Below are 26,223 nucleotides of genomic sequence, written 5' to 3' on the forward strand. Positions count from 1 at the left end.
TTATTTTTTACGCAGATACTTCAGAAAATCGCTATTGGGTTCGACCACAATCACATCTTTCTTATCTTTGAAGGTATTGCGGTAAGACTGCAAGCTCTGGTAGAACTCAGCAAAGTTTGGATCCTTGGAAAAAGCTTCGTTGTAAATGGCAATTGCCTTAGCGTCGCCTGCTCCTTTGATTTTTTGGGCATCACGATAAGCTTCTGCCAAAATCGTATCGCGCTGGCGCTCGGCATTAGCGCGAATCTTATCGGACTCTGCCGCACCCATCGAGCGCAACTCATTCGCCACACGCTTACGTTCAGCCTCCATACGTCGGTAAACAGAATCGCTGATTTCGGCCAATAAATCGACACGCTTTAAACGAACATCAACAATCTCTACGCCAATATCGGAGGCATCATCAGCCACCTTCTTGCGAATTCCCTGCATCACTTGCTCGCGCTGATCTGAAATCAATTCACGTACTGTGCGTTTTGTAAATTCTTCATTTAATGCTGAGCGAACCAACTGCGTTAAACGATCTTGAGCTAGGCGTTCATCACCCTTAAAGCTGATAAAGAATTTACGTGGGTCTACGATGCGCCATTTCACATAAGAATCCACCAGCAAGTTCTTCTTTTCAGCAGTAATGAAACGTTCTGCTTCTGGGTTATCGATTGTCAGGATGCGGCGATCAAAGAAACGCACGCTCTCAAATGGCGCAGGAAACTTTACCTGGATACCTGGCTTCTCAATCACACGAACAATCTGACCAAATGAAAAGACCACAGCAAACTTACGTTGATCTACGATGAAAATGCTCGATGAGAGCACATAGATCAAAGCGACAAAGCCAATAATGCTGGCGATAAGACGATTCGCATTCATTAGCGTGAATCCCGATCGCGGCTACGCAAGCCATCACGCTTATCCGCCGACTTGCTGCCAGTAGAGCCTGATGAATTTGCAGAGCTTGTTGCGCTTGGTGGCGCAGTTGTAGACGTTGAAGATGAGGCTCCAGTATTTGCGCTTGTAGCCCCACCCACAGTCACTGAACCTGTTGGAGTTGATGTGTTTGTAGTTGCTGGCACTCCAGTAGCTTGCGCAGTTTCCGCATTTACTTGCGACACTAACTTATCAAGTGGTAAATACAGCAAACTATTACTCTTATTGGTGTCCACCAAAATCTTCGTAACATTGCTATACACCTCACTCATCGTGTCAATATACATACGAGTGCGTGTAACTTGCTGTTGTTTGCTGTACTCCGCCAGAACTTGTTTAAAGCGAGCTGCATCACCCTCGGCAGTCGCTACTACGCGAGCCTTATAACCCTCGGCCTCTTGAATCAAACGGGCAGCCGTTCCCTTGGCACGTGGAACGATGTCATTGGCATACGCCTCCCCCTCGCTCTTCAGGCGCTCTTGGTCTTGACCTGCTTTAACTGCATCATCAAAAGCTGCCTGCACTTGCTCTGGAGGCTGAACGTTTTGCACGGTAACGCTGGTGACATAAATACCAGCCTTATAACTATCCAGAATTTTCTGAATAGAGTTTGCTAGATCAATACCAATCTTCTCGCGCCCCTCATACAAGACGGTATCCATTTTGCTTCGCGCCACAATTTCGCGCACAGCAGTTTCTGCCGCCTGCACTACAGCAGCATCTGGGTCACGGTTATTAAATAAATAATCGGTTGGGTCTTTCAGGCGGTACTGCACAGCAAAACGCACATCAATAATGTTTTCATCTTCAGTGAGCATTGAAGAGTCTTTTTGATTGGTTGCCTTGATAAGTATTGGACGACCGACCTCAACTGAACGAACACCCGACAAGTTGACGGTCTCTTCCGATTGAATTGGCCACGGCAGATGCCAGTTGATACCAGACTTAGCGGTGTAATCGTATTTACCGAAAGTCAGGACTACGCCCGCCTGACCCTCTTGAATAATAAAAAACCCACTACTCAACCAAATGAAGGCTGCAATCACTATCGCGACCACAAATCCTCTTTTGGATTCAAATGGATTTACAAATTTAAAGTTGGGAGCAGAAAAACCATTGCCACCGCCGCCTGAATTTCCTCGTTGTGATGGCGGAGGAATGTCGGTGCCATTCGGTTTATTAGCATTCGGATTTGGATTGGATCCGAAATTGGAATTAGCGCTTCCATTCGTGCCTGGTTTTTTCTTGCCACCAAATAAGCCTGCAATGCGGTCATTGAAATCACGCCACAACTCATCTAGATCAGGTGGGCCGTCTGGTTTGGTTTGCTGGCCAGCTGGTTTATCCACTGGCGCGTTCGATTGACCGGGCTCTACTTTTGGAGCTTGATCATTTCCCTGCCCGTCTTTGGCATCTTTAGATCCCCCATTAGGGCTGTTGCCCAAATTAGAGTCATTGACCGAAAAAAGGCCTAAAAATTTACGCATCATTCGAAAAATAGCTTCGGTTAGGTATCGGATTAAATTCGGATGACTCGGGTCTTTCAGGTAGAGGAGCTAAAAACTCCTCTGGAGTCATCTGAGTTTTGGCACGATTTTGTTCAGCCCTCATTTTATCAGTCATTTGGGAGCATTCCGCCAAGGTTGAACGCAGTAAATCAAGGCCCAAGCCTGATTGGGCCGATAGGAAAATCTGGGCTGGGAAACCCTGGGCATCCCTCTCCAAAACCGCCCCACGGGTGAAGGTTTGCGGCATTAGGTCGATCTTATTCATCACCTCGATGCGGGGGATATCATCGGCTCCAATTTCAGCCAAAACCGCCTCTACCTCAGCCTTTTGCTCTTTAGCAACCGGACTACAGGCATCAATAACATGCAAAATCAGGTCGGCATGGATGGTTTCATCCAAAGTCGCCCTAAATGCCTCCACAAGTTGGTGAGGCAATTCCCGAATAAATCCCACGGTATCAGAGACCACAATCGAGCCTACACCATCCAAGTGCACCTTTCTGGAGGTCGTATCTAGAGTGGCAAACAGTTGATCGGCAGCGTAAGTGCCCGCTTTAGTTAAGGCATTAAATAGTGTCGACTTGCCAGCATTGGTATAGCCCACCAAAGATACAGAAAATACATCCTTACGATTGCGCGCCCTACGCTGAGTGCGTTGCTGACGCTGAAGTTTTTCCAATTCATTTTCCAGGCGCTTGGCTTTGGTTGCCAACATCCTACGGTCAAGCTCCATCTGCGTTTCGCCAGGACCACCGCGCACACCAATACCGCCACGTTGCCTCTCTAAGTGACTCCACGCCCTAACCAATCGTGACATGCGATAACGCACTTGCGCCAATTCCACTTGGGTCTTACCAATATGACTTTGAGCGCGTTGACTAAAGATGTCCAAGATCAAGCCCGTGCGATCCATCACATGGCGCCCAATATGACGCTCAAGATTTCGCTGTTGGGTTGGAGATAAAGGATGATTGAAGATAGCCAGTTCGGCATCCTGCTCTTCCATCACGCGCTTTAATTCATTTGCTTTTCCAGATCCTATAAATAAAGCTGGATCGGTTCTACCTTTGCGAGCAATTACGCTAGATGCGGGTATAGATCCTGCACTATCAGCCAATAGACTGAGTTCAGCCATGCTGTCTGCAAAATCTTCGCGTCCTGTATCTACACCTACCAGAACCGCGCGTGCCGCATCTACTCCAGTTTTATACAGAGCTGCCTTCTTCTATACGAAAGTCAATGGCACGAGCAGGAACAATCGTAGAGATCGCGTGCTTGTAAACCATTTGCGTCACGGTATTGCGTAGCAATACAACGTATTGATCGAATGACTCAATATTGCCTTGCAATTTAATACCATTAACAAGATAGATCGACACAGGAATGTGCTCTTTACGCAAAGCGTTCAGAAATGGATCTTGAAGTAATTGAATTTGTTTATTGCTCATACTGCTCCTAATTTATTTTTAATTTTTTATTGGTTTGTTTTTATGGGAGTCTTGCTTTTATCTAAATGCGTCTCAAAACAGATTACTGAACTTGTTATATTGAGCCTAATTTTATAAAAATCAAGCCCTTACTGAAATCTAGGGTTAAAACAGCAGAAAACTAGCGCTTTTTCCCTTTTTTACCCTTATCAGCATCTACATAGGGGTTTTTGGCAGTATTCATCTGGATTCTTAGAGGCGTACCACGTAGCTTAAAGACGTCCCTGAATCGGCCTTCGAGATAGCGCTTATAGCTATCCGTCACACCACTCAAAGAGGTTCCGTGAATTACGACAATCGGAGGATTCATGCCACCTTGGTGGGCATAGCGCAATTTTGGACGACCCATACCAACTCGCTTAGGCTGCTGATGCTCCACTGCTTCTTGCAAGATACGAGTTAAGCGCGGGGTTGGCAGTTTTGCCATTGCCGCTGCATATGCAGAATCGACGTCCTTGAAGAGTTCTTTTAAGCCAGTGCCCTTCTTTGCCGATATCGGATGAACGTTAGCAAAATCCAAGAAACGTAACTTTTGCGCAATCTCTAAACGTGCACGCTCTTTGACGTAGGCATCAATACCGTCCCACTTATTGACGGCAACCACTAAGGCGCGACCAGCTTCTACGATAAAGCCCGCAATATGGGCATCTTGCTCAGAAATATCTTGCTGAGCATCAAGCATCAAAATCACGACATTACAATCTGCAATCGCTTGCAATGTTTTGACAACAGAGAACTTTTCAATAGCCTCAAAGACTTTGCCACGACGACGCAGACCTGCAGTGTCCACCAGAATATATGGCTTTCCATTACGCTCAAACGGCACTTCAATTGCATCTCGCGTAGTTCCTGGCATATCAAATGCGATAACGCGCTCTTCACCAATTAATTTATTAATCAGCGTGGATTTACCCACGTTTGGGCGACCCACTACTGCAATCTTCATGGGGCGATTTGGATCGCTTGCTAACTCTTCCTGATCTGGCTCTTCGATTCCTAAAGAATCAAGCGCATCGTCGATTAAGCCGCGAACACCATCACCGTGTGCGGAAGAAATTGGAAAAGGCTCGCCAAGTCCAAGCTCATGGAAATCTGCGGTCACAACGCCGGCTTGCATGCCTTCAGTTTTGTTTACAGCCAAAATGACAGGTCTGCCAGACTTACGTAAAAAATCAGCAATCACTCTGTCTTGTGGCGCCAAACCCAAACGGCCATCAACCAAGAAAATCACAATGTCAGACTCGGCAACCGCTTGTTTGGTTTGCTTTGCCATCTCAGCGACGATGCCAGTCTTAGCGACTGGTTCAAAACCACCGGTATCTACGCAAATAAATGCCCGATCCCCGATACGACCTTTACCGTAGTGACGATCTCGCGTTAAACCAGAGAAGTCCGCAACCAATGCATCGCGAGAACGCGTCAAACGATTAAAGAGAGTGGACTTGCCTACGTTGGGGCGTCCAACGATGGTGATGACTGGATTCATTTGGGGCTATAAGCGGCAATCTTGCCACCTTGAGACTGAATGATGATAAGTCCACCTACCGCGATTGGCGCCGCTGAAATCGGACTACTGTCATGACGAATCCGAGCCACCATCTCACCATTAGCCTGAGCGAATGCATGCACATAGCCTTGTGCATCACCCATTAGCAAAACTCTACCCACTGCAAGTGGCTCGCCCACATCACGAAATGTTAATTGGGTATTCTCCCAAACCTGACCACCATCTTTTGTTGCGAAGGCAAATACATGCGACTTCTCGTTAGCTGAGAATACTAAATCCGAACTTTGTGCTGTACCGGTGTAGCTTGAGAAATCTTTGAACCAAAGTAAATTACCAGTCCGCGCCTGACCACAACCAATGCGCCCTTGATAAGACACTGCACACAGAATCTCTCCATCCATGCTGGGTCTGGCTGTTACATCATTCAAACGTTCGATTTCAGAGAAGCCCTTAGGAAAAGATACTGGGGTTTCCCAAATCAATCCACCGTTAGCAAGCGCAATCATGCCAAAGCGACCGCCTGCAAAGCCCGTCACAATCACTTCATTATTAATTGGCAACATGCCATAACCCACACGCAATGACAGTGCAGATTGTTGACGCTGGTAATTCCACTTGCGTGCGCCTGTTTGTGCATCTAAACCGATAAAACGATTATCTAATGCACGAATCACAACAACGCCACCGGCCACTACAGGCTCGCTTAATACTTCGCTACCAACGTTGACATTCCACAGCGCTTTGCCTGTATCGTCATAAGCATATACATTGCCTTTGATAGATACGGCTACTGTAGTGCGGCCATCCGAGCCAGGACCAATAGCTAAGCGCTCAGGCACTGAGACTTCCCACACTTTATTGCCGGAGGCCAAATCAATCTTCGCAAGATTGCCACGATGCGAGGCTGCATAAACAGAGTTACCGGCTACAACTGGATGAAAGTTAAATGATTCAGAAGAACCAACACTGGTTGACCACACTGGCTGCAAATCAAATTGATTTTTGACTTCAACTAGCTCGGCAGGTTTACGAACACGAGAGTTTCCAGAGCATGCCACTAGCGCAGCTGCAACTAATCCCAGTACGACAACCTTACTAACGAGCCCTGCCATCCGCTTAGCTAGCATCACTGTGCAACTCCTCCAACCGCATCAAGTTTCACCTTCAGGAGACGACGTGCTTCCTCAGGAAACTCTTTCGCCTGATCTAATTTTTTCCAAGCATCTTGATAGCTGGTTTTTGCTTGCTCATTTTTCTTTTGCGCCAAATACCAATCGCCACGACGCTCAAGCCAAAGGGCTTCAAAGCCTGCAATCGGCTTGCTCTGCAAAATCTGATCTGCTTCAGCAAAGTCTTTTTCAGCACCTTGCTCAATCAGTTGAGACACCAAACGCATCTTAGCTACAGCAAGATAGGCATCATTAGAAGCATTCTTGGCAGCCCAGCGTAAATAATCTAATGCCTTAGCACTATCACCTGCATCAGAGGCAATGCGAGCAGCAATCAAGCTAGACATCGGGGCATACGGTGTACGCGCAAAATCTTTTTGCAAGTCATCGGCAGCCCGTAATGTTTGTTCTTTATCGCCCTTTGCAATGGCAGTCACCATCGTCTCGTACAACTTCGATGCCTCTAGTGCTTGGCTATTGCGCCACCATTGATAACCGCTATAGGCGGCATAGGCAAATAATGCGGCAGTAGCAACACCAGTAATGAGGTTGCTATACTTTTGCCAAAACGCTTTGAATTGGTCTAATTGTTCTTGTTCTTCTAAATCTAATGGCATATCAATCCAAACTCAAATCTTAGTTATTACTATTTATAAGGTATATCGCTATTCTATTCGGAGGTATCAACCAAGGCATCAATTGCCGCCTCAAGCACCCCATCTAAAGAAACGGTCTTTTGTTCACCCGTACCGCGCAGGTCTTTTAGGGCGGCCTCATTCTTAGCGAGCTCATCTGGGCCAATAATGACAGCGAATGCCGCCCCACTAGCATCCGCCTTCTTCATTTGAGACTTAAAGCTGGCAGATTGGCCATCTGGAGGGCAAAACAAGATCGTATCGATACCAGCACTGCGCAAGCGCTCGGCAATGATCATGGCGGCAGTTAAAGTCTCGCCACCCTGATGCAAAACAAAAATATCACATTGGGCTTGGGGCTCAGGCAAAGATCCAGAGACCTTCATGAGTTCAAGGACGCGCTCCATGCCCATTGCCCAGCCACATGCTGGTGCAGCTTTGCCACCCATGCGTTCAATTAATGGGTCATAGCGGCCGCCGCCTGCAATCGTACCTTGCGCACCTAACTCATCAGTAATCCATTCAAAGACGGTGAGGTTGTAGTAATCCAAGCCACGAACCAAGCGTGGATTGATTTTGCAAGGGATATTGTTTGCTTTGAGTAATGCTTGAACTGCTTCAAAATGCTTAAGCGAATCTTCACCCAAGAAATCTAATAACTTTGGCGCAGCTTCAATCAAAGCTTGCATCTCTGGATTTTTAGAATCCAAAATACGTAATGGGTTCGTTAGCAAGCGACGCTGAGAATCTTCATCCAGCTGTGACTGGTTTTTCTCAAAGTATGCTACCAAGGCTGCGCGGTGCTCAGCACGCTCATTTGCTTGACCTAATGAGTTAATTTCGAGACGCACCCCTTTAAGACCCAACTCATCCCAAAGGCGTTGGCCCATGAGAATGATTTCAGCATCAATATCTGGACCCGCAAAACCCAATGCCTCAATACCAAATTGATGGAACTGACGATAGCGGCCACGCTGTGGGCGCTCGTGACGAAACATCGGACCCGTGTACCAAAGACGCTTTGGTCCTTCATAGAGAAGATTGTTTTCAATAACGGAGCGTACTAATGCGGCGGTACCTTCTGGACGCAAGGTGAGTTGCTCACCATTGAGTCTATCTTCAAAGGAATACATCTCTTTTTCAACGATATCAGTCACTTCACCAATACCGCGTTGGAATACAGCAGTTGCCTCAACAATTGGCGTTCTTAAAAACTCATAACCATAAGCGCGAGTAAGGTCACGCAGAACATGCTCCAGGTGTGCCCACTGCGCAGCATCGGCCGGCAATAAGTCATTCATGCCACGCACGCCGTTTATTTTTTGTGCTTTTTGGACTTTAGCTTGATTGTTCTGGTCAGTCATGTTTGTTGTTCTTGCTTTGCTTTTTTAGTTTTGCTCGCTTGCTTTGCTCTTATCTTTTTTATTTTGGGGCGTAGTTTTGTTTGACATAGTCATCGACGATCACCTGAAACTCTTGAGCAATATTCTCGCCACGCAATGTCTTTACTTTAACCCCATCCACAAATACCGGGGCTGCAGGGGTCTCCCCTGTACCAGGCAAGGAAATACCGATATTGGCATGCTTGCTTTCACCAGGGCCATTCACGATACATCCCATGACTGCTACATTCATATTCTCAACACCAGGGTGGGTTTTCTTCCAAACGGGCATTTGCTGGCGCAAGTAAGACTGAATATTGGCGGCCAATTCTTGGAAGGTGGTGCTGGTAGTTCTTCCGCATCCAGGACATGCAATCACCATCGGCGTGAAATTACGCAAGCCCATGGTTTGCAAAATCTCTTGAGCCACAATGACCTCATTCTCACGTGGGGTGCCAGGTTCTGGCGTCAATGAAACGCGAATCGTATCCCCAATACCCTCTTGCAACAGAATACCCATGGCTGCGGTTGAGGCCACAATACCTTTGCTACCCATACCCGCCTCAGTTAAACCCAAATGTAATGGGTAATCTGAGCGACGCGATAAATCACGATAGACAGCCACTAAGTCTTGTACATTGCTCACCTTACAAGAGAGCAAGATTTGATTAGGATTCATACCCAACTCAACCGCCTTCTCAGCAGATTGCAAAGCTGACTGAATCAAGGCTTCAATCATTACCTCTTGCGCTGTCTTTGGGACTTCAAGCGCTGCATTGCTATCCATAATGGACGCCAATAGGTCTTGATCTAGGCTACCCCAGTTCACACCAATCCGAATTGGCTTGTCATATTTGCATGCCGCTTCAATCATTTGAGCAAATTGGGGATCTCGCTTTGCACCCTTACCCACATTACCTGGATTGATGCGGTACTTGGAGAGTGCTTTAGCGCAGTCTGGGAAATCATTTAATAGCGTATGGCCGTTGTAATGAAAGTCACCAATCAATGGCACCAAGACATCCATCTTGTCTAACTGCTCGCGGATGTAGGGAACTGCTGCTGCCGCTTCAGGCGTATTCACAGTAATACGAACCATCTCTGATCCTGCACGTGCTAATTCTTTTATCTGAATAGCAGTACCTACCGCATCTGCTGTATCAGTATTAGTCATCGATTGCACACGGACAGGCGCATCTCCACCGACTGTAACGATGTTTGTTTTCCAAACCACCTTCGCTTGGCGAGTGGCACGTTTGGGAGATGGTCCCAAAGGCAAATTGGCTTGATTTAAAGAATCGCTCATATCAATGCATGCTTAACTTATGTCTTAACTTATGTCTTAACTTATTTCTTAATTTAGCTTCTTCAGCCATTCAATCGGCTGTTCATTTGATGGTGTATCAACAATGATTTCAGAATCATGCACAGCACGCTCACGTACGCGAGTGCGGTCGACTACATCCCCTGCCAACTGACCGCAAGCAGCGGCAATGTCATCGCCACGGGTCTTACGCACGGTTGCCACCATGCCGGCATCCAAAAGAATGCTGGCAAAGGTATTAACCCGTTGGGCTGGTGAGCGCTTCAGACCAGATTCTGGGAAAGGGTTAAATGGAATGAGGTTGATCTTGCACTTGATGTTTTTCAATAAGCGCACCAATTCTTTTGCTTGGATGTCGGAATCATTCACGCCATCGAGCATGCAGTATTCAAAGGTCAAGAAATCTCTTGGCGCAAATGGCAAGTAACGCTCACAGGCATCAAGTAATTCTCGTAGTGGGTATTTTTGATTCAATGGTACCAACTGATCGCGCAATGCGTCATTGGGCGCATGCAGCGATACTGCTAATGCCACTGGGCAATCTTGCGCTAAACGATCAATCATAGGTACGACGCCTGATGTTGAAACTGTCACACGGCGACGCGATAAACCATAAGCCCTGTCATCGAGCATGAGACGCAAAGCAGATACGACATTATCGTAGTTGAGCAATGGTTCACCCATGCCCATCATTACAACATTCGAAATCACACGCCCGGTATGCTCCCAACCTGGCGTAGGATATTTTTCAATGCGACGCACTGCATCGGGGTCATTGCGTAATAAGTGCTCAGCAAACCACAATTGACCGATGATTTCGCCTGAAGTGAGATTGCGCGAGAAACCTTGATGCCCTGTTGAGCAAAAGCGGCAATTGACTGCGCAACCAGCCTGAGAGGAGATGCACAGAGTGCCTCGATCATCTTCGGGAATATAAACAGACTCAACCGCATTACCGGCGCCCACATCCAATAGCCACTTACGTGTGCCGTCTTGGGCATGCTCGTCTTTGATAACTGGTAGAGAGAGTACTTCTGCCTTATCGAGCAAGGTTGCACGAAAGGTTTTTGCTAGATCACTCATGTCATTGATGTTGGATACACCACGCTGGTGTATCCACTGCATGAGTTGCTTTGCCCTAAAGGGCTTTTCATTTAACCCCGCGACATACGCCGCCAGTTGGTCAGCGTCAAAATCTAAGAGATTTACGCGCGGGGAGGTCAATGCGCCTACTTATCAATAAAAATATTGAGCAACAAGTAACGATTAACGATTGAAAACGTTCATGCCAGGGAAGAAGAATGCAACTTCCACAGCAGCAGTTTCAGGAGCGTCAGAACCGTGTACCGCGTTTGCATCGATGCTGTCAGCAAAATCAGCACGAATTGTGCCCTTTTCTGCTTTCTTAGGATCGGTAGCACCCATCAAGTCACGGTTTTTAGCGATTGCGCCTTCACCTTGCAATACTTGAATCATGACTGGACCAGAAATCATAAAGTTCACCAAATCTTTGAAGAAAGGACGCTCTTTGTGAACGGCATAGAACTGCTCTGCTTCAGATTGTGAAAGATGTGCCATTTTGGACGCGACGATCTTCAAACCAGCTGATTCAAAACGGTCATAGATTTTGCCGATGACGTTTTTAGCTACAGCATCAGGTTTGATGATTGAGAGGGTGCGTTCGATTGCCATTCAGGACTCCAATAGTGATTTCAAAGGTATTTGTTGGGTAAGGTCTATACAGGTCCAAATGGACACCCCCACTCCAACGACCCCCGAATTATACATTGTCTGACCGTATTTACCCCTATATCGGTAGGGCTAAGCTCTTGAATTTACAAGGTATAACCCCTCGATTTGTAGTCTTTTTATGGCAGATCTTGAAATTAAGGTGATTTGTCTATACTTAATGTCAACAGTCCTTTATGGGCTTATGTATTTACTACGAAAAAGGAGTCTTTATGAGTGACCTTAACTCTTACGGCTTTGGTCAAGCTGGCTCGATCAGTACCGTCCAAGTACGCAACCGCGTACTGCGCAATACCTATGCGCTCTTAGCGCTATCCATGGTGCCAACTGTTATCGGCGCTTGGCTCGGTGTTGCCATGGGTCTTGACCTGTTTGCTGGCAGTCCTTTCATGGGTTTCATTGTGTTCATGGCGGTGGCCTTTGGTTTCTTCTGGGCAATCGATAAGAACAAAGACACTGGTTTAGGTGTTCTGCTCTTATTGGGCTTCACCTTCTTCATGGGCATCATGCTCTCTCGCTTAGTTGGCTTTACGCTCAACAGCTATAGCAATGGCGCAGCACTCATCATGCTGTCCTTTGGTGGTACAGCCGCGATCTTCGCGACCATGGCCACGATTGCTACGGTGAGCAAGAGTGATTTTTCTGGAATGGGTAAATGGTTGATGGTTGGCGTTCTGCTCTTGATCGTTGCCTCTTTGGCCAACATCTGGTTACAGTTGCCATCCTTAATGCTGACCGTGATGGTTTTAGCGATCGCGATCTTCTCTGCCTTCATCTTGGTTGATGTGCAGCGTGTCGTAAATGGTGGCGAAACCAACTACATCATGGCGACATTAGCAATCTACTTAGATGTGTACAACGTATTCACCAACTTACTCTCCCTCTTGGGTATCTTTGGTGGTAACCGAGATTAAGAGAATCTAGTACACACTGTAATTAAAGTGTGTTGTTCTCATTAGGCGCCTGCGGGTGCCTTTTTTATTATCTAACCGTTGCCTATATTGTGTTTGTATTAATTTGCTACAAACATACTTACAGCGTAAGACAGCGCAATCAAAATCAACAGGATTGCAAAACTATCCGAGGCTCTCATGATTTACTCCCGACCAATTGATTGACGGCAAAACATCACCGCACGCTTTCAATCTACTCTTGTAGAAGACCGGGGGTTGAACTTATACGCACTATCTTTTCGACCCACGCACCACTGGGGCACTGATTTAGCGCTAATTTGGTGCAAGAGCAGGAATTTGAGGCTTAGGATCGCTCAAAAATCGCCATCGATTCCACATGCGATGTATGAGGGAACATATTGACGATGCCCGCACCTTTGAGGGTATAGCCTGCTTGATGGCACAAGATATCGGCATCTCTAGCTAGGGTCTTCGGATTACAAGAGACATAGACGATACGTTCTGGCAATAGAACGCTTTTCTGGTTATGCAGCTCTGCGAGAGCCTTGCAGATTTCCATAGCTCCCTCTCTGGGTGGATCCATCAACCAACGATTCGCTTTGCCCCATGAGGAAATTGTTTCTGTAGTCACCTTAAATAAATCGCTTTGCATAAAGCTAGCTTTGTCTGCTAAGCCATTGTGCTGAGCATTTGCTTTAGCACGCGTCGTTAGCGTAGCTAAACCTTCTATACCCAAAACTTGTTTTGCTTTGCGCGCTAATGGCAATGTGAAATTACCAATGCCGCAAAATAAATCAAGCACTCGGTCACTCTCTTGTACTTCCAACAAACGAATCGCTTTGCTCACTAGCGAACGATTCATCATGTGATTGACCTGCGTAAAGTCAGCCGGCTTGAACGGCATCTCGATTTCAAACTCGGGTAGGCGATAGCAGAGCTTGCCAGTCTCTGGATAAAACGGTGCAACAGTTTCAATCCCTTTGGGTTGCAACCATATCCAAACATTGTGGCGGTCAGCGAACGCCCGCAGCAAATCCTCATCGGCTTTAGTTAAGGGCTTGAGATTTCGAAATACTAAAGCCGTTACGGGCGCAGCTTTTCTAGGATCTTCAGAATTTGGTTCCTCGGGCTCGCCCACGGCAATCTCAATTTGTGGCATGTGATCAACAATCGATAAACCCATTACCAATTTGCGCATTTCTGGGAGTAGATCAGAGAGATGCTTAGGCAAAATCTCGCAGGCAAGCATATCGGCTACATAACCACTTTTGCCCTCATGAAATCCAATTAAAACTGTACCCTTTTTAATCGAGCGATTAACTGCGCTCAAACGTGCGCGATGTCGATACTCCCAAGTAGGTCCACCCATAGGACGAAGAATTTCTTCTGGAGTCACCTTAGCAATATGTTGCAAGTCGTCTTCAAGCACGCGCTGCTTCATAGCTACTTGCGCCCGAATATCTAAGTGCTGCATGGTGCATCCACCACAAACGCCAAACGCCGCGCACTTGGGTTGCGCTCTAAAGACTGCAGGTTTGAGAATGTCGCGCACTTTGGCTTTAGCAAAGCGCGCTTTATCACTGGTAATGGTGTAGGTGACCACTTCCGTAGGCAAGGCGCCTTTAATGAAAATCACTTTACCGCTAGATTCTGGGTCATCCTGCTCACTTGGAGCAAGACGCGCAATTCCTTGCGCATCTAAATCAAGTGAGGTAACAGTAATGGGCTCAGTCACTTCGATGTTGACTGGCTTATCCCCTCTACGCATCCGCCGCGAAGCCTTGTAGATACTCTTGCCACTGTCCGCCGTTTGGCTCTTTGGCTTCTTTCTCTAAGTAGGCTTTAACAAAAGCGATTTCTTCTTGGTACTCTTCTGAAGTAAATCCACCGCGCAACAACTGGAAGCGACAATACATCAAATAGGTATTCACTACGTCCGTTTCGCAATAGCGACGAATGTCATTAATCTTGCCTTCTTGATACGCTGGCCATACTTGGCTGCCATCCATCCCCATCTTGCCAGGAAAGCCACATAGCTTGGCCAAACCATCTAAGGGTGCGTTGGCTCTCCCGTTAAATTTAGCTAACAAATCCATCATGTCTAAATGACGCATGTGATAACGACTAATGTAGTTATTCCACTTAAAGTCACGACTATCAGCCTCTTGACTCTCGCCCATCTCCCAGTAGCGTGATGCCTGAATATGGTTAGCTAAAGCGCGGTAATGCAGTACTGGTAAGTCAAAGCCACTGCCATTCCAAGAAACTAATTGTGGCGTGTACTTTTCAACTAAATCGAAGAAGGCTTGGACAATCACCTTCTCATCATCTTGTGGGGTGCCGAGCGTCCCCACCTTAATTTGAGGCGCACCTTCTTTAGTAGTTCTGCGAATCACACAAGAAATCGCCACTACCTTTTGCAAAAACAGAGGAAGAAACTCACTGCCGGTTTTCTCAGCACGCCCTGCCATGGCCTTAGCGGCCACTTCAGCATCACTCATTGAATCTGGGTAACCCTCAACGCGACGTAGCCCAGCTACATCCGGAATGGTTTCAATATCAAAAACGAGAACAGTGGCCATGAACTAGATATGAAACAGGGTCGCTAGCAAATTACTGCAAATAAGGCGTTGGGTTCACTGGCTTGCCATTGACGCGCAATTCAAAGTGCAGTTTTGGTGAATTAGTATCGGTGTCGCCCATCTCAGCAATCTTCTGGCCCTTGCGCACGCTATCGCCCTCTTTGACTAAGAGCTTGCTGTTGTGAGCATAGGCAGTGAGATAAGTGTTGTCGTGCTTCACAATCACGAGATTGCCATAGCCACGCAAACTATTGCCTGCATAAACGACTTTGCCATCGGCTGCAGCTAATACTGGCTCGCCCACCTTGCCGGCAATATCAATACCTTTGTTGGTTTCGTTAAATTCACCGGTTACTTTGCCTTTTGCAGGCCATGACAAACGAATGCCAGGCTCAGCCACCATCTCTACTTTGCTAGATTCGGGTTTAGCAGTTTCAATAGGTGCTGAAGTGTCTGCTTTATCTGCAGTAACTGTTGGCGGTTTTTTCTCTGCTGGCTTGGCTACTTTTGCACTTGCTGGCGGCTTAATCAAAATCAAATCGCCCACTTCAATCACGTTTGGATTGAAGTTCGAGTTCTCTGCTTTATTCCAATTAGCAACATCGCGTGGCGCTTGACCGTGGTCTAAAGCAATCCGCGCCAAGGTGTCGCCTTTTTTGACTCGGTAATAGCCAGGAGGTGCAGGCTCATAAGCATTTCCACCGCTTCGATCCGTTACGCTTGCAGGTTTGGTACGAGGCGTAGAACATCCAGCAACCAGCATCAGGGAGGCGGATAACAATGCAATCAGAAATGCTCTAGATAAATAGGTCATGGAATGGGAACTCATCATCAATCTCATACTACCCCTGATTGTAAGGGGACGAAAAAGACCCCGTCCAGAACGGTTCTTTGATAACGTTGGGAGCTCATTCTTTCTACCATCACTAATTGCTGCTCTTTTTCATTCTTGGCGACGGGGGCTACTAGGCGACCGCCAATGGCTAACTGGTCAAGCAAGGCATCTGGAATACCTAAGCCAGCAGCAGCTAAGATAATTCCGTCAAAAGGCGCTGCTTGTGGCAAGCCCAAAATACCATCGCCATAAATCAGGCGTAAGTTATTAATTCGAAATGGGCGCAACTTCGATCTGGCCAAATCATGCAGCGGCCGAATCCGTTCAATGGAATAGACCTCATCAGCCAATAAACTAAGCACAGCTGCTTGATAGCCACAGCCCGTACCAATCTCCAATACCTTACCTAAGGGATGACGTGGTTTATGCATGAGTTCAATCATGCGTGCTACTACCGATGGCTTAGAAATCGTTTGCTCATGACCAATCGGCAAAGCCGTATCTTCATACGCTTGTGCATGCAAACCTGGATCCATAAACGCATGGCGCGGAACAGTTGCAATCGCCTCTAATGTTTTGCCATGCTTGACGCCAGTAGCATGCACTTTGGCCGCAAGTGCCTGACGATAGGCAGCGAAACGCTCTACTGGCTGCTTCAACCGCGATCCCAACCATTTGCGTGCATTGCCGCTAAACGCGCGTGATGCGTTAAATCTAATTGCATTGGGGTGATGGAAATACATCCATCATCAATCGCATGAAAATCAGTACCTTCAGAATTATCTTTGACATGCCCTGCCGCCCCAATCCAGTAAATCTTTTCACCACGTGGGCTATCTTGCACCACGACAGGCTGAGAGTGATGACGATTACCGAGGCGTGTCACACGCCAACGACGTAATTCTTCATAAGGACGATTGGGAATATTCACATTCAGTAAAGAAGCCATGCCATCTGTATGATTTTGGTTCAAGCTTGATGCCAACATTTGCATCACGATATCGTGCGCTGCTTTGGCGGCATCATCAATGCGATTCCAACCACGATCGATTTGTGAAAAAGCAATACCTGGAACACCAAACATCACACCTTCAATGGCGGCGGCTACCGTTCCCGAGTAGAGTACGTCCTCACCCATGTTCTCGCCCTGATTAATCCCAGAAATGACAAGATCGGGTTTCTCATCTAAGAAACCAGTCATAGCGACGTGGACACAATCAGTGGGCGTGCCATTGATAAAGAAAAATCCATCCCGCTCTCCTCCTGCGACACGATGAATCGAGAGTGGTCTTGAGAGTGTCAGGGAGTTAGAGGCGCCACTATGGTTTTGCTCTGGAGCAATCACAGTAATGCGGCCCAATGGACGCACGGCATTGACTAGTGCCAGTAGTCCTGGCGCCAAATAGCCATCATCATTGGATACCAAGATATGCGGTTGTTTTGACATGCTTATACCAATCCAGGTTTATGCTTGCCACGCGCTCTCATGGCAGCATAAATAACTGGCAAGACCAATAAAGTAAGAACAGTTGTGGTCACCATACCGCCAACAATCACCAATGCCAGCGGACGTTGAGCCTCTGAACCAATCGAATGAGAAAGTGCAGCGGGCAATAGACCCAAGCCTGCCAACATAGCCGTCATCAGCACAGGGCGAACACGGAGTGCTGCGCCATCCACCATGGCATCTTTCATAGCACCATGCTCTTCAGCGACAGTCTTATTGATATACGAAATGAGAATCACACCATCTTGAATAGCAATACCAAACAAAGACAAGAACCCAAACAAAGCAGAAATACTCAAGGTCTCACCGCCCAGATGCAAAGCAATGATTCCGCCAATCGCTGCAAAGGGAACGTTAATCAAGACAATCACTGCATCTCGGAAGTTTCCTAAAGCAGTTACGAGCAATAAGAAAATCGCTACCAGCGTTAATGGAATGATGACCATCAACTTTTGCTGTGCAGCCTTCATCTGATTGAACTGACCATCCCATGCAATAGTGTAATTAGTGGGTAAGGCAACGTTCTTCTGCACTAAATACTTAGCATCTTCAACCGCACTACCCAAGTCACGGCCGCGTACGCTAAAGATGATGGCAATGTAGCGTTTACCGGCTTCGCGATAAATAAAGAATGGACCGTCCGTCAATAGTACTTGTGCAACCATGCTCAAAGGTACTTTCTGACCATTGGGCGTATCAATGAGTAAATTCGCCACATCGGGTATGTCGTTACGACTCGCTTCGTTTAGGCGCACTGCAATACCAAAAGTCTTTTCTTCTTCCAAGAAATTAGTTACAGGGGCACCACCAATTGAATTGGCTACCACCGTTTGAATATCACTCACGTTCACGCCATAGCGCGCCGCTTGTTCACGGTCAATCCGAACATTTAAAGTTGGTTGCCCGAGCTCTTTCAGAATATTTTCATCTTCAATGCCACGCACTTTCTTGAGCTGCTCTACTACTTCATGCGCTTTTTGTGCGAGCACTTCTAAATCAGATCCAAAAATCTTGACTGAGTTCTCACCCTTCACCCCAGATAGTGCTTCATTGACGTTATCCTGAATGTACTGTGAGAAGCTATATTTGAGACCTGGAATCTTATCCAGTTCGGCTTGCAAGTGCTTAATCAAGTCTTGCTTGCTAGTGCCCTTAGGCATTTGATCTGGGGCTTTCAGGTACAAACCATACTCTTGATTAAATACACCTGTAGAGTCAGTGCCATCATCTGGACGACCGATCTGCACTGCTACTCGCTCAAGCTCTGGCCGCTTTAAGAAAGTCTCACGCAATTGATTGGCTACCTTCACAGAGTAGTTCAGATCCACTGTGTTTGGCAGCACCACGCGTAACCAAATATTGTTTTCTTCTAAGGTTGGCAAGAACGCAGTGCCTAAGCGAATTGCGCTAAGTAATGTGATGCCCAAAATAAATAAAGAAATCGCAATCACATGACGTGGATGATCCATCCATTTACGCAAGAGTGGACGGTAATGCTGCAACATCCAAGTAATAAATTTTGGTGGCGCATGATGGAAGTTTTCACCAAAGACATAGGACATTGATGCCGGCAAGAAGGTCAAGCTCAAGACAATCGAGGCAATCAATGCAAAGCCCATGGTAAATGCCATGGGCTTAAAGATGATGCCTTCAACACCACCCATCAAAAATAATGGCGAGTAAGCCACGATGATGATGCTGGTTGAATAGATCATGGCGCGCTGTACTTCGCTGGTTGCCAGAATAATGCTTTGATTAACGCGTTTACCACCTTCTTCCATGTGGCGCATGACGTTCTCTGTAATGATGACGGCAGCGTCCACAATGACCCCGAAGTCAATAGCGCCCAGAGAAATCAAATTCGCGGGCACATTGAAGAGGTACATCATGATGAACGAGAAACATAGCGCGAGTGGGATTACCGCTGCTACGACCGCTGCTGCTCGCAAATTACCTAAGAACACATAGAGCAAGACCAAGACCATGGTAATACCAAAAAACATGGTGTGTTTTACCGTGCCAACTGTGATATCCAATAAGACTTGGCGATCGTAAAAAGGTTTTACCTGAATACCCGGTGGCAAGATATGGCTATTGATGTTGTCGATCTTTTCACGGACGCGCGCCAATACTTCAGAGGCATTCTCACCACGGCGCAGATATACGATACCCTCAACTGAATCTGGATTGCTATCAAACTGGAACATACCTAAGCGGGGAGCATTGCCAATTACCACAGTTGCCACATCACCAATGCGAACAGGCACCCCCTTGTTAACTGCAATCACCACCTGCTTAATGTCATCGATATTGCGCAAGAGACCAACACCACGAACCACAAACTGCTGCTCACCGCTTGGCAATACACCACCACCAGTATTGTCATTAGCCTTAGATAAAGCTTCGATTAACTGCGGAATGGTTACCCCTTTAGATTGCAAGCTCTCAGGACTCACAATCACTTGGTATTGACGTACCTTGCCACCAAATGAAGAGACATCGGCAATCCCAGGGGTTTGCTTAAGCTCTTTATAGATCTCGTAATTTTGCAAGGTCTTTAAGCGGGTTGGTGACGCATACTCAGAAGCCACCTGGTAACGCAATATCTCACCTGTTGCATCAGAATCAGGGCTTACGCTAGAGCTCACTCCTGGTGGGAATGCCACGTTACCTAAATTGGTAATGAAGATTTGGCGAACCTTAAAGGGATCAGCATTGTCATTAAATTTGAGTGTGACAACAGACAAGCCAAAGAGTGAGACTGAGCGAAACGCCTTAACCCCAGGAATACCAGCCAAGGCATTTTCTACAGGAATAGTGACTTGTTGCTCTACTTCAGTTGTGCTTCTCCCAGGCCATTGTGAAATCGCCTGAATGGTTAATGGCGCCACGCCAGGATATGGCTGAATCGGTAGTTGCTTAAGACTAAATGCGCCCAGAATTAATAAGACTGCTGCCGCGAACAAAATCACGACACGCTTGTCTAAAACTCCCCGAATGAAGGAGGTTACAAAACTCAATTATTCCTCCTGCTTGGCAAAACGGTCATTTAATAAGACCGCGCCATCGGTAAGCACCTTCATACCAGGCTCAAGACCTTCGGTAACGGCAAAGCGTTTGCCATCGAGGTCATAGCCTTTGATAAGGAATCGCCTGTAAGAATCTTTGCCAGTTTTAATAATGGCGTAACGCATCTCACGTACTCGAACAATGGCAGTCTGAGGCACCACCACCGCTTGTGCTTCTGCCGTTTTTAGGCGAGCACTGACGTACATATCAGGGCGCAATAGACCATCTGGGTTTTCAACATCGCAACGGATGAGCAATGCATGAGTCTCTGGATCAATAGTTGGTGCAATGTAATTTGCCGTTGCCACAAACTCTTTATCCGGATAAGACTCAGTACGCAAAATCATGGTCTGGCCTTTTTGAATCTTGCGAATATCTTGCTCATAGATATTACCCAAGAACCAAAGCTCTTTTGGATTTGCCAAAGTCGCCAATACATCGCCAGCATTAACAATCGAACCTGGCTCTACAGCACGCTTGACAACCACCCCTTGCAATGGCGAACGCATGACTAAATTGCTTTGGGTTTTGCCGCTCTTCTCAAGAGCTTTAATATCGCCATCACCCGCGCCCAAATTGCGCATCCGGTTAGCAGCGGCTTGCTGGGTAATTTGCGCATCACCCAAGAGATCGCTCATCGTTTTATTGCCTTCTAGCACTTTGGCGGTCTTAGAGGAAAGAAGATACTCTTGCTGCGCGGAGATAAATTCTGGACTGTAGAGTTCGACGACTGGTGAACCCACTTCAACCGCAGCTCCATCAAAAGCATAGATACGCTCTACTCTGCCTGGGGCTCTAGCAGAAAGCACTTTAGATTTTTCCGCATTAAATGCGAGACGACCAGGCACTTTGAGCTCGACTGGCACATTGACTAAAGTAGCATCTTGAAATACATAGATATTTGGATTGAGCTCAACACCAGGCAACTTAAGCTCCATTGCACCGGTGCTTTCTACTTTTAATACTTTGTCGCTCTTTTCTAATTTGACTGGACGGTTCACGTTCACAAACAAACCAATCACAATACCGAGCATCAATATAGAAGTACAAATAATCACTAAGCGCAAACGCGCGCGAGTCTCTGGTGGTAATGCCCAGTAGGAGCGATGAATTTCATTGGTATTGGCGGCTATGCGAGCAGAAAGCTTATCCCGCAGCTTTTGCGCTTCTGCAATGGCTCGCTTGTAGAGGTGAATGAGTTTGTCCTTCAAAACCACTCCTTAAAAAGGTTCTTTTCCAGCTGTCACCATCAATGTGGCTTGTGCTTGTAGAAGGTTTGCTTCGGCTAGGGCCAATTGCACCTCCAAATTACGCAACTGTGTTTGGGCTGTCAACAAATCATTAAAGCCCTGACCATTGTTGGAATACTGTATCAATCCGACCTTGTAAGCAGCATCTGCTTGCGGTACTTGGCGATCCTTTAAGAAGGTAGTCGCTGTTTTAGCTTGTTGATAAGCGGCATAGGCCGAGTTCACGGCCAATACAACTTGTTGGCGATTCGAAATCTCGCTTGCCTCAGCAGAAGCTTGATTACGCATGGCCTGCTCTACCCCATACTTTTCTTTGGTAAAGAAATACAACGGGATGATGAGATCTAATTCAAACTGATAGAACAAGGCGCCATTGTTTGCTGAGAACGGACCGCGTGGTGTGTAGGAAGATCCAATCACCTGAAAGTCTGGTAAGTAAGCTTTCTTGGCCAAGGTCACACCTTTACGTGCAGCATCAAGTTGCAATGCAGAGCTCTTCAAACTGGGATGACTCGATTCGGCATAGTCTTCTAACTCCACCAGGGTGGGCACTGGTGCTAGCGCACGTCGTCCATCGCCTTTAAGAATGAGCTTTTCTCTGGAGTGACGACCAATCAACGTGTTGATGTTCTTCAGGCCGACTTCGAGTTGACGCTCTAAATTAAATTGGTCGGCCTCTGCCGCACTTTGCGCTACTTGCGCATTGAGATACTCAACATATGCAGCAGCGTTATTGGAGTAGCGTGCCTTAGCTACGTTCTTAATCATCTCTAGGCGCACTACGGATTCTTTGAGAACATGTAGCTGCTTTTGAGTTGCTAAGGTGTTGTAGTAAAGGGCTGAGAGCTGCGCACCAAGCTGCAAGTAAGTAGATTCAGACTGGGCCAATAGGGCTTCGGCATTGGTATCGGCGATATCGGCTGCTAAGCTCTTCTTGCCTGGAAACTGAAAGGGTTGCGCTACTGAAATCGAGTTGTTGCTACTAATGCCCTGTGGGTTTTGCGGGGTTGGCGCATTGGCACCACCCAAAGCAAATGGAGAATTGACTGGCATACCTGACCAGACCAATCCAACTTGGGGATTTGCTGGTGCAGCGATTTGTGGCACGGTTGCTTTGGCGGATAAATAAGACTCACGCAAAGAGGCTAGCTGTGGGTTATTGAGCTTGAGCTCATTCCACAGTTGACGCAGATCCATCTCTACAGGACCTGATGGCGCGCTCTTCACAAAGTTCTTCGGCGTATTGGCTTTAGTAACTGGCGCAAATAATTCAGAGGCCTTGGATGACTTTTCTACTGGAGCGTTTTGCGCACTCAGTTGCGCTCCAATTGATGGTGGTGCAGATAAAGCATCGCCTGATTGCACCGTCACACTTGCTGGTGGTGTATTACTTGTTTGTGCAGATGCGATAGAAAAAACTGAGAGTGCAACAGAAAACGCAAAAGTCGCTAGCGCTAGGAATACAAATTCCTGATATTTAAGTGCGCTAATTTTGCGTGTGCCGAGAATCAACAAAAGCGGCTGTCCCTATATTTCTGTCAAATTCAAAAATGCTGTTTTTATAGCCCCTAATGCGGTTTTGCCCAAAAAGAGCACCCTAATTGGGGGGTTCTAAGGATTATAGGGTAGAAAACGCAAATGTCGAATTAATGACATTTCCTATCCCATTGATTCTAAAGAGAATAATCATTACTACCGACTGCCCAAGTCAGACACTAGGGCTAAAACTCGGCATGAATACGGAAAGAGGCGATATTTACTGGTCCGCGAGCCGAGTTATAGGCCGGGTTATTGATGTGCTGAAAGTTCACTCCCAAGAGCACGTTCTTGACCAATAAAGCGTTGTAATAAATCTCCCCCACACGCTCTGGTCGATAGTTAATGGTTTGACCAGGTCCAGCGTAAGGGCTGGGTGTGTCACCAATAAAGTAGGACACACCACCTGCTTGCAAATAGTTACGACGAAAACTCGAGAGGCCGTTTTGCATCATCGAAATACCAATGGTGTCATACGGTCTTGTCCAGCCAGCGCCATTCAAACTCATACCCACTGACACTGAATTATCCGCTTCAGTAAATGACATGGTTTCGGTATGTCCATCTGAGGTAAAAGCGCGACCATAAATGCCCAAGGTTTTTGTCAGGGCTTGTTCGCCATTAATACCAATACCCGTTTTGTATTGGTAGTTATTGCGCACATTATTAATCGCTTGAGTGCCTTGTGCGTTATTGGCAATCACATAATTCGTGGCATCTTGGAAGCGCGCCAAGATCATTTTGTTACGATAGGCTAGAACACTCACCTTACCAGGCAAATCACCAATGGCATGCTGACGCTCTATTTCAAATTGATCGCCATAGGCATTAAAGATTTGCCAGTTCAAATTGAGACCATTAGGAGTCTTAGGGGTGAGCATACGTGAGGCACGTAAGACCCAATTATCAAGATACCACTCGCCCACCAAGCCCCAGCTGTAGCCGCGAGCATCGGCAGCATAGTCATACGCAAGGTAAGTCATATTGCCCCAGTTCATGAACTGAATGCGAGGGTCTTTTGCGTACTTACTATCGTCAAAAATATCTAATGTGGAAAATTGACCGGCTGTAACTACTGCACGATTACTACTCACTGTTTGGGCAATCTGATTAGCATCATTTTGTAGAACAACCTTGTCACCCTCTTGATTAATTGTCTGGCGTAAAAATGCCCTAGCGGAATAAAACTTCGCTTGTGCTCCAGTAGCTTTTGTTGCTTCACCATTAGTGAAACCACCCAAACCCACTAATCCAGAGAACGCGACTCCAGAGACCACTTCAGGATTGAAATAAATATCGGTGTTCGGCGCAACACGTGCGCCAAAGAATAAAGTTCCCGTCCAGGTATAGCTCATCGCTTTTTGTGCTGAGAGACTATTTAACCCAGAGTAGCTAGAGGTGAAATTGTTATAGCGCTGGTTAATGTAAGTGGTTTGACCGTGCATATTCACGGGCATACCCAAGAACTCGCCTTCAGTTGGTAACCAATCTAAGTCACTTGCAAAGCTGGCAATCTGGTCGGCACCTGACCCTGCCCTTTGCGCATGCGCAAAAGCACTTAATAGACTTAGCAGGAGAATGAGCAACAGTTTGCGAGTCATTCACGGTTTTCAGATTGGGTTGCCCAGCAAACTAGAGGGGCAACAGATTGACGGAAATTCAAGCAACTTACCAACTGGAATTGAAGCCCAACGGCGGTGCAGCCCAAATTATCCCCAAAACAGAGCAATTTACCTAGTCTTTATGTCGAGGAAATGACATTACTGCTGAGTGAGCATCAGGCCTAAGAACAGATGACACAACATTCCGTATCTGCCTTGCGATCTGTGCAACCCCAACCCTAATAGCCTCATTAAGCTTTCAATACATGGCTTTTAATGGTTTCTAATGCAGAAAGGCATCATTTTGAGCTACAATGTAGCTCAATAGATGTGAAAGGATGATCCATGACTGCAAATGCGGTTGTTAGAGCGCGAATTAATGGAAATATCAAAGAGGAAGCCACTGCCGTCTTGGCGGCGATGGGTCTAACCCCTTCTGACGCTTTTCGCATCATGATGACAAGAGTGGCAAAAGAAAAGGCATTACCTTTCGAACCACTTATTCCGAATGAAGAAACCATTGAGGCCATGAAAGAAGCGAGAAAAGGAAAGTTGAAATCCTTTTCTTCTGTCGATGACCTAATGACTGATTTGAATGCGGACGATTGAATACACAAACAAATTTAAGCGCGATTACAAAAGAGAATCAAAAGGAATACATAAAAGAACTTTAGCAATTGATATCAAGTCAGCGATTCAAATGCTAGCGAGTGATGTTTCGTTACCAACCCGTTATTGCGATCATGCATTAACTGGTGACTGGAAAGATCATCGAGACTGTCACATCAAGCCCGACCTCATTCTGCTCTACAGAAAGCCAGATGACATCACCTTGCAATTAGTCCGCTTGGGCTCTCATAGTCAATTGAGCCTCTGAGCAATTAGAGTGGGGCTGATTTAATTATTTATTACCTAGCAGATTACAGCTTATATTGGCATTGCTTGTGAAATGATTGAATTTCGAAAATGTTCTGGCAATGCATTTGGGGTTAATACATCAACGGGCACCCCTAGTAATTGCCTTAATTTGTAACGAATCGTACCAATATCAAATAAAGTGGTCTCAGGCGTTGGATCAACCAGTATGTCTAAGTCGCTACCTTCAACATCTGTTGCGGTGGCAACCGAACCAAATACACGTGCATTAGTAGCATGATGCGCCTCAATAATGGAGCGAATCTCAGCACGATGGGTGTTCATAATGACAGATAATCTCATGCGCAAATCATCCAAACATTTTT

The 26,223-nt window shown here is 46.6% G+C and carries 23 protein-coding genes and 1 pseudogene; 3 read left to right on the forward strand and 21 right to left on the reverse strand.

Features of this window, described 5'->3' with window-relative positions:
- The 11 genes from hflC to ndk all read right to left on the reverse strand — a co-directional run bounded on the left by hflC (window position 1) and on the right by ndk (window position 11,631).
- Window positions 1-870 (reverse strand): protease modulator HflC, encoded by an 870-nt coding sequence (hflC, locus tag NHB35_RS06750; RefSeq protein WP_353431616.1) that lies wholly within the window; start codon window positions 868-870, stop codon window positions 1-3.
- Window positions 870-2,417: an FtsH protease activity modulator HflK gene (gene hflK, locus NHB35_RS06755; protein WP_353431617.1), complete on the reverse strand. Its 1,548-nt coding sequence runs from the start codon at window positions 2,415-2,417 to the stop codon at window positions 870-872. Before hflK ends, hflC begins: the two co-directional genes overlap by 1 nt.
- Complete coding sequence (gene hflX, locus NHB35_RS06760) at window positions 2,407-3,648, reverse strand: GTPase HflX (RefSeq protein WP_353433417.1); 1,242 nt, start codon at window positions 3,646-3,648, stop codon at window positions 2,407-2,409. The genes hflK and hflX overlap by 11 nt, the downstream gene beginning before the upstream one ends.
- On the reverse strand, window positions 3,641-3,883 hold the full coding sequence (gene hfq / locus NHB35_RS06765; RefSeq protein WP_173955949.1) for an RNA chaperone Hfq: 243 nt from the start codon (window positions 3,881-3,883) through the stop codon (window positions 3,641-3,643). Before hfq ends, hflX begins: the two co-directional genes overlap by 8 nt.
- 160 nt (window positions 3,884-4,043) lie before the next feature.
- On the reverse strand, window positions 4,044-5,408 hold the full coding sequence (gene der / locus NHB35_RS06770) for a ribosome biogenesis GTPase Der (RefSeq protein WP_353431618.1): 1,365 nt from the start codon (window positions 5,406-5,408) through the stop codon (window positions 4,044-4,046).
- A complete protein-coding gene (gene bamB / locus NHB35_RS06775; RefSeq protein WP_353433418.1) occupies window positions 5,405-6,556 on the reverse strand; it encodes an outer membrane protein assembly factor BamB in 1,152 nt (383 codons plus the stop codon). Before bamB ends, der begins: the two co-directional genes overlap by 4 nt.
- Entirely contained in the window at window positions 6,556-7,215 is a 660-nt protein-coding gene (locus tag NHB35_RS06780; RefSeq protein WP_353431619.1) for a tetratricopeptide repeat protein, read from the reverse strand. The genes bamB and NHB35_RS06780 overlap by 1 nt, the downstream gene beginning before the upstream one ends.
- A 53-nt stretch (window positions 7,216-7,268) precedes the next feature.
- On the reverse strand, window positions 7,269-8,597 hold the full coding sequence (gene hisS, locus NHB35_RS06785) for a histidine--tRNA ligase (protein WP_353431620.1): 1,329 nt from the start codon (window positions 8,595-8,597) through the stop codon (window positions 7,269-7,271).
- A gap of 58 nt (window positions 8,598-8,655) precedes the next feature.
- Window positions 8,656-9,927, reverse strand: coding sequence for a flavodoxin-dependent (E)-4-hydroxy-3-methylbut-2-enyl-diphosphate synthase (gene ispG, locus NHB35_RS06790; RefSeq protein WP_353433419.1), 1,272 nt, complete (start codon window positions 9,925-9,927; stop codon window positions 8,656-8,658).
- 42 nt (window positions 9,928-9,969) lie between these two features.
- On the reverse strand, window positions 9,970-11,163 hold the full coding sequence (rlmN, locus tag NHB35_RS06795; RefSeq protein ID WP_353431621.1) for a 23S rRNA (adenine(2503)-C(2))-methyltransferase RlmN: 1,194 nt from the start codon (window positions 11,161-11,163) through the stop codon (window positions 9,970-9,972).
- 42 nt (window positions 11,164-11,205) lie between these two features.
- Window positions 11,206-11,631: a nucleoside-diphosphate kinase gene (gene ndk, locus NHB35_RS06800; protein ID WP_353431622.1), complete on the reverse strand. Its 426-nt coding sequence runs from the start codon at window positions 11,629-11,631 to the stop codon at window positions 11,206-11,208.
- A 269-nt stretch (window positions 11,632-11,900) separates the two neighbouring features.
- On the opposite strand from ndk, the gene NHB35_RS06805 reads away from it, so the two are divergent.
- On the forward strand, window positions 11,901-12,602 hold the full coding sequence (locus NHB35_RS06805; RefSeq protein WP_353431623.1) for a Bax inhibitor-1 family protein: 702 nt from the start codon (window positions 11,901-11,903) through the stop codon (window positions 12,600-12,602).
- A gap of 343 nt (window positions 12,603-12,945) precedes the next feature.
- Here the strand turns inward: NHB35_RS06805 and rlmD are convergent, their stop codons facing one another.
- The 9 genes and pseudogenes from rlmD to NHB35_RS06850 all read right to left on the reverse strand — a co-directional run bounded on the left by rlmD (window position 12,946) and on the right by NHB35_RS06850 (window position 24,982).
- Window positions 12,946-14,370, reverse strand: coding sequence for a 23S rRNA (uracil(1939)-C(5))-methyltransferase RlmD (gene rlmD / locus NHB35_RS06810; protein ID WP_353431624.1), 1,425 nt, complete (start codon window positions 14,368-14,370; stop codon window positions 12,946-12,948).
- A complete protein-coding gene (locus NHB35_RS06815; RefSeq protein ID WP_353431625.1) occupies window positions 14,363-15,184 on the reverse strand; it encodes a 3'-5' exonuclease in 822 nt (273 codons plus the stop codon). Before NHB35_RS06815 ends, rlmD begins: the two co-directional genes overlap by 8 nt.
- Window positions 15,185-15,215: 31 nt before the next feature.
- Window positions 15,216-16,016, reverse strand: a complete 801-nt coding sequence (locus tag NHB35_RS06820; RefSeq protein ID WP_353431626.1) for a peptidoglycan DD-metalloendopeptidase family protein — start codon at window positions 16,014-16,016, stop codon at window positions 15,216-15,218.
- Window positions 16,017-16,021: 5 nt separating this feature from the next.
- Window positions 16,022-16,645, reverse strand: a pseudogene (locus tag NHB35_RS06825) (protein-L-isoaspartate(D-aspartate) O-methyltransferase); the annotation flags it as partial.
- Window positions 16,646-16,674: 29 nt separating this feature from the next.
- Window positions 16,675-17,466 carry a 5'/3'-nucleotidase SurE gene (surE, locus tag NHB35_RS06830; RefSeq protein ID WP_353431627.1) on the reverse strand — a complete coding sequence of 264 codons (792 nt, stop codon included), beginning with the start codon at window positions 17,464-17,466 and terminating at the stop codon, window positions 16,675-16,677.
- Between the two features lie 2 nt (window positions 17,467-17,468).
- Complete coding sequence (locus NHB35_RS06835) at window positions 17,469-20,546, reverse strand: CusA/CzcA family heavy metal efflux RND transporter (RefSeq protein ID WP_353431628.1); 3,078 nt, start codon at window positions 20,544-20,546, stop codon at window positions 17,469-17,471.
- On the reverse strand, window positions 20,547-21,806 hold the full coding sequence (locus NHB35_RS06840; RefSeq protein ID WP_353431629.1) for an efflux RND transporter periplasmic adaptor subunit: 1,260 nt from the start codon (window positions 21,804-21,806) through the stop codon (window positions 20,547-20,549). It abuts the gene before it with no gap.
- A 9-nt stretch (window positions 21,807-21,815) separates the two neighbouring features.
- On the reverse strand, window positions 21,816-23,360 hold the full coding sequence (locus NHB35_RS06845; protein ID WP_353431630.1) for a TolC family protein: 1,545 nt from the start codon (window positions 23,358-23,360) through the stop codon (window positions 21,816-21,818).
- 206 nt (window positions 23,361-23,566) lie between these two features.
- Complete coding sequence (locus NHB35_RS06850; protein WP_353431631.1) at window positions 23,567-24,982, reverse strand: carbohydrate porin; 1,416 nt, start codon at window positions 24,980-24,982, stop codon at window positions 23,567-23,569.
- Window positions 24,983-25,327: 345 nt separating this feature from the next.
- Between NHB35_RS06850 and NHB35_RS06855 the strand changes: the two genes are divergently transcribed.
- Together NHB35_RS06855 and NHB35_RS06860 are read left to right on the forward strand one after the other, a co-directional pair.
- Window positions 25,328-25,591 (forward strand): type II toxin-antitoxin system RelB/DinJ family antitoxin, encoded by a 264-nt coding sequence (locus NHB35_RS06855; RefSeq protein ID WP_353431632.1) that lies wholly within the window; start codon window positions 25,328-25,330, stop codon window positions 25,589-25,591.
- Window positions 25,578-25,859 (forward strand): type II toxin-antitoxin system YafQ family toxin, encoded by a 282-nt coding sequence (locus tag NHB35_RS06860; RefSeq protein ID WP_353431633.1) that lies wholly within the window; start codon window positions 25,578-25,580, stop codon window positions 25,857-25,859. Before NHB35_RS06855 ends, NHB35_RS06860 begins: the two co-directional genes overlap by 14 nt.
- A gap of 50 nt (window positions 25,860-25,909) precedes the next feature.
- On the opposite strand, the gene NHB35_RS06865 is transcribed toward NHB35_RS06860, so the two are convergent.
- Window positions 25,910-26,182, reverse strand: coding sequence for a nucleotidyltransferase family protein (locus tag NHB35_RS06865; protein WP_353431634.1), 273 nt, complete (start codon window positions 26,180-26,182; stop codon window positions 25,910-25,912).
- Window positions 26,183-26,223 lie beyond the last annotated feature (41 nt).

This window comes from Polynucleobacter sp. MWH-UH23A, assembly GCF_040409805.1.
Classification (GTDB): domain Bacteria; phylum Pseudomonadota; class Gammaproteobacteria; order Burkholderiales; family Burkholderiaceae; genus Polynucleobacter.